Raw genomic sequence first — 7,548 nt, forward strand, 5'->3', positions numbered from 1 at the left:
CCCGGACCACACGGAAACAGTGTGGCCTAAGGGGTCCAAAGATAAAGATAGGCGGAGCGAAAACGGATAAAAACGGCCCGAAATGCTTGAAAAAAGTTTCGGGGGCTGGTTCGCATCCGTAAGGTCGAGGGTTCGATCCCCTTCGGGTCCACCACACTCGGGAGATCTCGTTTTGAGATCTCCCGAGTTTTTTCATGCCTTCAGGATGCGCGATAGTACACACTCTTGTCCCCTTCCGGATACAGGAAGTCGAAGAACTGTGTGACACTGATTTTGAATTCCACTTCGATTTCAAAGTTCTTCCCGATATTCACCCGCTCAATGAGCTGCCGCAGGATCATCTTCTTTCCCTCAATGCTGCTGCCCGCATACAGGTCGGCCCAAGACATGATCTTGTCATACTCCTTTTGAACGGCAACGGCAGAGTTTTTCAGATCAGCCGCTTTTTCCTTGGCCTGTTCCAGCTCCTGTGCCAGTGCCGTCAGTTTGCTCCGGGTGTCCTCTATCATCTCGCCGAGGATGTCCGCTCCAAAACTACCAGTCCCGTTGATGGTCTTGATGATCTCTTTTTTGTAGCTCTCCAGCTCCCGTTCTGCGGCGGCATGGAGTTTCTCCAGATTGGCCACCGAACTGTTTGCCAGTTGGAGTTCTTTCTCCCGCTGCTTTTGAATGAGCTGGCTCCTGGGTGCAGTCTTCATTCGCTCAAAGAGTTGGATGACAATCTTATCAATAATGCCGTCCAGTTTCTCGCCGGAGTATCCGGTCTGACCGTCACAGTCCTGAGGATGACGGATCTTGTAGTGGCAGGCGTATCGGATACGGGTTTCCCGTTTGGGCTCACCCTTGGCGCGTCTGCCGCTGCTGGTGGTCAGCACCAACTTTGAACCGCAGTGGGCGCAGTAGACCATCCCGGAGAGCAGCGACTTCCCCTTGGAGTTAAAGGGCACCTCATTGTGGTGCATTGTCCTGGCCTCCATCAGCTCCTGTGCCCGCTCATACAGATCCAGTGGAACGATTTGCAGCTCCGGAAAGATTTCTGAGCGTGTTTCCCCACTGCGCAGGATTCCAACATACATGATGTTCTTCAGCATTTTGATGATGGTGGTATTGGCGAAGTTGGTTCCCTTTCGATTGAGATAGCCGTTGTTATATAACCACCGGGACAACCGCTGTGCGCCGAACCCCTCATAGACATATTTTTCAAAGATGATGCGCACCACCGCAGCTTCATCCGGGTCAACCAGAATCTCGTTGACTTCGTGATTCTTTTTATTGAAGCGCCCCTGCTTTTCCAGGCGGTATCCATAGGGAACGATCCCGCCGCGGAACCTCCCCTCCTGCACGATTTGTGACAGACGTGTCTTTGTTCGTGCGGAGGTTTTGAGGCTCTCACCGGAAGCCTGCCAGTAACGGATATAGTTCAGCAGTTTGTCGATATGATCATCCATCTTCTGCTGCCCTTCCATTGCGCTCCACACTTCGATTCCGTTGCGGATGAACCACTCCACCACGAAGGGCGTCTCATCATCTCTCCGTCCCAGACGGTCGAACATGAACACCAGCAGGATGTCAAACTTCCGTTCCTCGGCGTCCTGGCGGATCTCCTGAATGGCGTCGCGGTCAGCGGCAGCCACCTTGAAACCCGAGACACCTTTTTCCGCAAATTCTTTGATGATCGTCCATCCCTGACTTTCCGCAAATTCACGGCAGTATTGTTTCTGCATCGGGATATCATCTTTTTCTACCTGTCCTTTGGTAGAGACTCGATAGAGGCAATATACTCTCTTATTTTTTTCCATGATTGCACCTTATCCTTTCTGGTGTTGGACTGCGGTGCATATGGTTTGCTGTTCATTCAGTTGTCAAGGTTCATATGCACACACAGTATCCCACACCTCTGGTAAAAAGTCTACTGAATCAAGCGGGCTTGTTCAGATTTTCAAAGTCCTGTGCCATCAACAGCGTCTGCTCAATTGCAGATACTGTGTCAGGCTGTGTAACGGCGTTTTTGAAGCGTAGGGCAACAATCAGTCCGTCCACTTCCATCGTGATATATTCTGTTGGCTCAGAGTATCGGGGATGCTCCCGATCATACATCGCCTGCTGATAACTCATGTAATCATCCTCCTTTACATGGTCTGCTGCCAAGTTTGTTCTTCTTCGTGGTCGTCCTCGGCGTGACCTTGGGCGATTTTCTTTTGCCGTTCTTTCCGGAGGACCTTGCTGTCGGTGTGGTGGTGCGTAGTGGTAGCGTCCATCACAGGAGCAGGCCCCTGGCCGCGCTCCAGAGCGTGGCCAAGCTGGACCACACCACCCACAGCACCAGCCCAGTCAGCGCCAGGGCTGCCAGTCCCAACAGCAGTCTGGTCCATGGAATGTCCGGCAGTCGCAGTCTGGGCAGCCTGGTGATGGGCAGAGAAAAACGCTTCTCGTTCCGCTTCCCAGCCTGTTCGCTCATCTGCTCCAGATGTCTCACCGCTTTCAGCAGCTCGTCCATCTGCGTCTGGGTCGGGAGCTGCGCCAGCAGTTCGCTGATCTTCTTCAGATAGCCAGTCTGTCTCTCGGTGTGGTACCCCAGTGTATAGAGGCTGCTCAGCAGTTCCTCCCATTCCGCTTTCGTAGGATGCATTTCGGGAGGCGGTGTCAGCTCCTGCGCCGGAAGCTGCGGCGTGGTCTGTACCATCTGCGCGGGACGGTTCTTTTCCAACAGCTCGTCCATAGATAATTTCTTTTCTGATCCTGAATTCATATTCCATATTCTCCTTCAGATATTTGTCCCCGAACAGCAGGCGGTCACGGCACTGCCAACCGCTGGGTGTAGTGTAGGTGATGTTCCGCCGGGAGGTTTCCCAGCGTACCTTGTAGCCCTCGCTCTCCATCAGCGCAAGAAACTCCTCCCGGCTGGAGGCGTGGCGCATACAGTCGTTGATAATATTCATGAGCTGCAGCTTCTTACTCTGGCCACGGGCTGCCGTGTGATACTCGCCGATGGACATCGTCTTGGTCTTCTCTTTCCTGTTCGTGGGGTTGAACACAGGGAGAGAAAACTCCATGCAGACTTGATCGTTGCGCTGCCGCAGTTCCTGGAGCTGCTCCTTTGCGATGTGCAGTTTCTTCCCAGTATCGAAGTTGACGGAGTTGATGAGAAAGTGGGAATGAATGTGTTCTCGGTCTATGTGGGTGCAGACCAGGACTTCATGGCCCTCATAGTACTCAGCCAGCTTCAAAGCCGCCGCATGGGCGGCGACCGGGTCGACCGCTTCGCCTTTTGGGAAGCTCTGCACCATGTGGTAGAACAGCACGCCATCGGTTTTGTGATAGAGCCGCTTGGTAGTCATGAAGTCCGCGTAGATAGATTCCGGCTGGCAGTTGATGCCTGTGACCAACTTCCGCCCATCGAACTCAGTTTTCTTATCCTGCATGGTGTACCGCATCACGGCTCCCATGCATCCGGTGGCCTGCCCCCGCTTGTAGTTGGTGAAGCTGATAATGGCCATCCTTCACCACCGCTTTCGTTCCAGAATCAACCGAACAGTTGCACAGAGTTCAGAGAATGCCTGGCGTACGCTGTCCAGATTGACCACCGTGACGCGTCCCATGTGCGCCAGGGTAACAAGCTGGTTTAGATTTCTGCCAATGGACTTCAGCTCCTTGAGCACTTCTTTTAGTCCGTCAATGACTACCACCTGCTTTCCCAAACAGCAGGCTGTCACATAATCACTCATGGACATCCTGGAGCGTTTCGCCAATTCCTTGATGGCCTGTCGGTCTTCGGATGCCATCCGAGTGCTGAACTTGATATCTTTTTTCATGTCGTTTCCTCCAAACCGCAGATAAAGTGGGTCCGGGCTTCTGCCCGGAAATTATGCGGAAGGCGGGCGGCGGCTGTGCCGGTGACCAGACAAACGCGATGCTGGCCACCTCCAAGGAGGTGATGCCCCCGCGCCGGACACCCGCGCTACTTCTTCGGCCACAAACGGCCCAACGCGGCGTTTTTCTTGCTCTGCGGGGGTTTACTCGCCACGCCCGGAAACCGCCCGCAAATCGCCGCACAGCGCCCCGTCAGGGTCAACAGGGTCGACCGCCGGGACACCCTGGGTATCGTCACTTTCGGCACGGCGCAGCTCAATGAGCCGCTTTCCGTTGCTGCGGCGCACCTCGACGGAAATGCCGATTTTGCTTAGTGCGTCAAGGTTTTGCAGGATCTGTCGGGACACCTTCTTGGGCGAGATGCGCTCCACACCCACAGGGTCGATCCGTTCAGACAGCTCCGTGGGAGTGCCGATAAATTCAGTTCGGTCACGCATCAGTTCGGAGAGGAGATAAACGATGCGGTCGCCCAGCAGTTCCGTCTGTGTCTGGCTGTCTGCCACCAGCTCCCACACATTTTCACTGTTGCGCTCCAGGGTCAGCTCCCGGTATTCGATGTCCCGGCCCACGCAGGTAAGTCTGGCCCTGCCGCTGCCCCGCTTTTCTTCCACCAGCGTGAAGCTGGAATCCACCGCACCGCTGATAGCCGTCGTACCAGAGATCCGATGGAACACATCCTCCGCCTTTTCCTTCCGCAGATGGTGGATCAACAGGATGGCAATGCCGTGCTTGTCCGCCAGCCGCTTGAGCACAGACAGATCCCGGTAGTCATTGGCGTAGGTGGCGTCGTGGATCGGACGGATCATCTGCAGGGTGTCGATGATGACCAGTACGGTGTCTGGGTGAGCGGCAAGGAATGTGTCCACCTGTTCCTCCAGCCCCTGACCGATGAGCGCACACTCCGTGCAGAAGTGGACGCTGTCTGGTGCGTCCTCCGTGATCTCAAAGAGCCGATTCTGGATGCGGAGGACAGAATCCTCCAGACAGAGATAGAGTGTGGTGCCCTGCTTGGTGCCCATGTTCCAGACCGGTTTTCCCTTGGCCACCGTCACTGCCAGCCACAGTGCAAGCCAAGACTTGCCCACTTTCGGAGAGCCTGCCAGGATGTGCAGGCCCTGTGCGAGCAGGGTGTCCACCACAAAATTGGGCGGCTCCAGCGGACGATCCATCAGGGTTCTGCCGTCCACTGTGATCAGGGGATGGTTCATTTTGTTGCTCATGTTTGGTACCTCCATTTCAAGAATTTGAATACAAAAAGCTCCCACCTCAAAAGAAGTGGGAGTAGTATTCATTTTGAATTTGAAATGGTTTGTGATAAAATAAAGCAAACGGAGGTGAGCCAATGGCGACCTATCAGATTTACGAGCTCTCTGCTCGGGCGGTGATGAGTTATGCCGCGGAGCAAGACGGCGTTTACACCTTTGCTCTGAACCGCAGCGCCACCGAGCACTGCAAGGTACCAGGTGCCAAGCACGAGCAGGACAGCTGCGCCATGTTCCATCAGCTGATGTACCAACTCCACGGGAAAGGCTGGCGGGAGCGCGGCGAGGAGAAAGTCACAGCTCTCTCCGATGTGCTGTTCTATATGGACTTCGCCGGGATCTTTGACCGGCGCGGAACTGGAAGGACGCAGCAGGCCCGCCGGGAGAAGGCCAGAGACACGTTCCGCCCCGAGGGGATCACTCTGGACTTCGGCAGCGGCCCCTGCCGCTATGTGGCTTTTGAACGCTCCGCCAGCATGAGCCGCCAGTCCCGGCTCTCCTTCATCCGGGCGGATCTGTATGAACCCATGCGCCAGCGGATCATGCTGGACATGGAACTGGATCGCTGCCAGCTCAGTAAACTCTACGCCTACAACGGTCTCATGTTCTCCAGCGGAACCCGGGTGGACGGCATCCGCATTGACAAAAAACACCGGGTCATCGTCATAGACAATCCAACCACGAGGGTAGGGCATGTTCCTATCCTCACTCTGTGGGAGCTCGACCAGCCAGGAAAGTTTCGCCTATCTGAAGATTATCAGGATTTGGACATCACCTGCTTTGACGGCGTGGGCCTCATCTCCAAAGAGTATGCCGAGGCAGTGGACAAGGCCTGCTGCGGCAGCCACACTCACACCTCCTTCCAGATCCGGATGCCCTACATCAAGGGAATGCTCCATCAGGTGGATTTCAAGGACTTTTTGAAGCGCAGCGGCACTCAGACCATCGTGGACATCTGGGGCAAGGCGCACCCTGTCCGCAGTGTGGACATCATCCTCACCCGCAGTCAGTTCAAGGCGTATGGCTGGCTGCGTGAGAACGGTATGACCTGGGAGGACTACTGGGACGCCTTCCGGGACTACAATCACGCCCTGTACATCACCAACCTGAGCAAAACGGAGCCGGAAAAACTGGTGGAGCTCAACTACCAATTCCTCTCCACCCTCTCCATCCAGCCGGAGGAGTTCCGCCCCGCCGACCTGCCGGAGGGCTGGGACCACAGTCCGGAGGATGACCCCCGGCAATGGCTGACCAAGGCCACCGAGACGGCCTACTATAACTTTCGTGCCAACGAAGCATATCAGCAGGAGTATTTTCGCCGAGGTCTGAGCCAGCCCAGGGGAAGCCGGGCCAACATCATGGCCCGGGTGCTTGAGAAAAATCCAAAGTTTATCCGGGAGCCTATCTATACCGAGCAGCTGGACGGACAGGCCCGGAAAATCCTCCGAGGCTACGCCGTTGGGCGGCTGCTGGTGCCAGGGGACAACCGATTCCTCTCCGGTGATCTGCTGGAACTGCTGCGGCAGTTAATTGCGCCCCGTGTGTTCCAGTTGCCCGGTGAGCGGGACTTCTGCAATCAGGTGATGGGAGATTTCTTTGCGGAGGACAGCTTCTTTGCACCCGGCGCGGCCTATGACCATGAGGACAGCTGCACCCTTCTCCGCAATCCCCACATCGCCCGGAACGAGGAATTGCAGCTGTCGGTGTATCCGGAGGGAGACGCGCTGCGCCAGCATTACCTGGGCCACCTCACCGATGTGGTCATGGTGTCCGCAGACAGTTTGGCAGCGGAGCGGCTGGGCGGTGCCGACTACGACGGCGACCTTATCAAAACCATAGCCGATTCCATTCTGAACCGATGTGTGAAGCGGAATTATGATTATGATGTCCATCAGCAGCTCTCCAATAACGCCAACCTGCCCCTGCTGAAAATTCCATCCTTGTCCGCACCCAAGTCCGAAGCTAACGACTGGCAGGCCCGGTTTCAGACGGTGGAGAACACCTTTGCTGCCCGCATCGGACAGATCTGCAATGCCGCCCTGGACCGCAGCGTCATCGCCTACAACGACCACGCCGACCCGGAGGAGCGCAAGCGGTGCCGCCGGGACTTGGAATCCCTGGCCATCTACAGCGGACTGGAGATCGACGCGGCCAAGACCGGTGTGCGGCCCAACCTGGATGAATTTCTGAGCGGACGGAAGGTAAAGCGCACCCCTTTCCTCCAGTACAAATATCTGTTGGAGCGTGCGGAGGAGCGCCGCCGCGCCTGGTATGAGTCCACCCACCGGGAGCGGCTGGAGACCTTCTTTGCCGGGATTGACTGGGATCAGGTGGACTCTCCGGTGGAGCGGTTGCCCTGGCTGGCCCGCCAGCTGGAGCGCAACACGCCCAAGATTCAGGAGAAACCAGCGAAGGA

General features: G+C 56.1%; 6 protein-coding genes. 1 reads left to right on the top strand and 5 read right to left on the bottom strand.

Going from position 1 to position 7,548, the window contains the following annotated elements; all coding sequences use genetic code 11:
• Nucleotides 1-200 precede the first annotated feature (200 nt).
• The 5 genes from ACOX7T_RS14730 to ACOX7T_RS14750 all read right to left on the bottom strand — a co-directional run bounded on the left by ACOX7T_RS14730 (nt 201) and on the right by ACOX7T_RS14750 (nt 5,090).
• Nucleotides 201-1,799: a recombinase family protein gene (locus tag ACOX7T_RS14730; RefSeq protein ID WP_433444123.1), complete on the bottom strand. Its 1,599-nt coding sequence runs from the start codon at nt 1,797-1,799 to the stop codon at nt 201-203.
• A gap of 118 nt (nt 1,800-1,917) precedes the next feature.
• Nucleotides 1,918-2,115 (bottom strand): hypothetical protein, encoded by a 198-nt coding sequence (locus ACOX7T_RS14735; protein ID WP_006572265.1) that lies wholly within the window; start codon nt 2,113-2,115, stop codon nt 1,918-1,920.
• A 14-nt stretch (nt 2,116-2,129) separates the two neighbouring features.
• A complete protein-coding gene (locus tag ACOX7T_RS14740; protein ID WP_433444125.1) occupies nt 2,130-3,497 on the bottom strand; it encodes a relaxase/mobilization nuclease domain-containing protein in 1,368 nt (455 codons plus the stop codon).
• A 3-nt stretch (nt 3,498-3,500) separates the two neighbouring features.
• Nucleotides 3,501-3,812, bottom strand: a complete 312-nt coding sequence (locus tag ACOX7T_RS14745) for a plasmid mobilization protein (protein ID WP_054338383.1) — start codon at nt 3,810-3,812, stop codon at nt 3,501-3,503.
• Nucleotides 3,813-4,013: 201 nt separating this feature from the next.
• Nucleotides 4,014-5,090, bottom strand: a complete 1,077-nt coding sequence (locus ACOX7T_RS14750; RefSeq protein WP_433444127.1) for an AAA family ATPase — start codon at nt 5,088-5,090, stop codon at nt 4,014-4,016.
• Nucleotides 5,091-5,212: 122 nt separating this feature from the next.
• Between ACOX7T_RS14750 and ACOX7T_RS14755 the strand changes: the two genes are divergently transcribed.
• Nucleotides 5,213-7,548 (top strand): RNA dependent RNA polymerase (locus tag ACOX7T_RS14755; RefSeq protein ID WP_433444129.1); only part of this gene is annotated, 2,336 nt, incomplete at its 3' end.

It is taken from the genome of Pseudoflavonifractor sp., from assembly GCF_050943825.1.
Lineage (GTDB): Bacteria > Bacillota > Clostridia > Oscillospirales > Oscillospiraceae > Pseudoflavonifractor.

What these genes read in the sequence shown, in the direction of transcription:
- ACOX7T_RS14730 (WP_433444123.1), bottom strand. Translation starts at nt 1,799, where the DNA reads ATGGAAAAAAATAAGAGAGTATATTGCCTCTATCGAGTCTCTACCAAA.
- ACOX7T_RS14735 (WP_006572265.1), bottom strand. Translation starts at nt 2,115, where the DNA reads ATGAGTTATCAGCAGGCGATGTATGATCGGGAGCATCCCCGATACTCT.
- ACOX7T_RS14740 (WP_433444125.1), bottom strand. Translation starts at nt 3,497, where the DNA reads ATGGCCATTATCAGCTTCACCAACTACAAGCGGGGGCAGGCCACCGGA.
- ACOX7T_RS14745 (WP_054338383.1), bottom strand. Translation starts at nt 3,812, where the DNA reads ATGAAAAAAGATATCAAGTTCAGCACTCGGATGGCATCCGAAGACCGA.
- ACOX7T_RS14750 (WP_433444127.1), bottom strand. Translation starts at nt 5,090, where the DNA reads ATGAGCAACAAAATGAACCATCCCCTGATCACAGTGGACGGCAGAACC.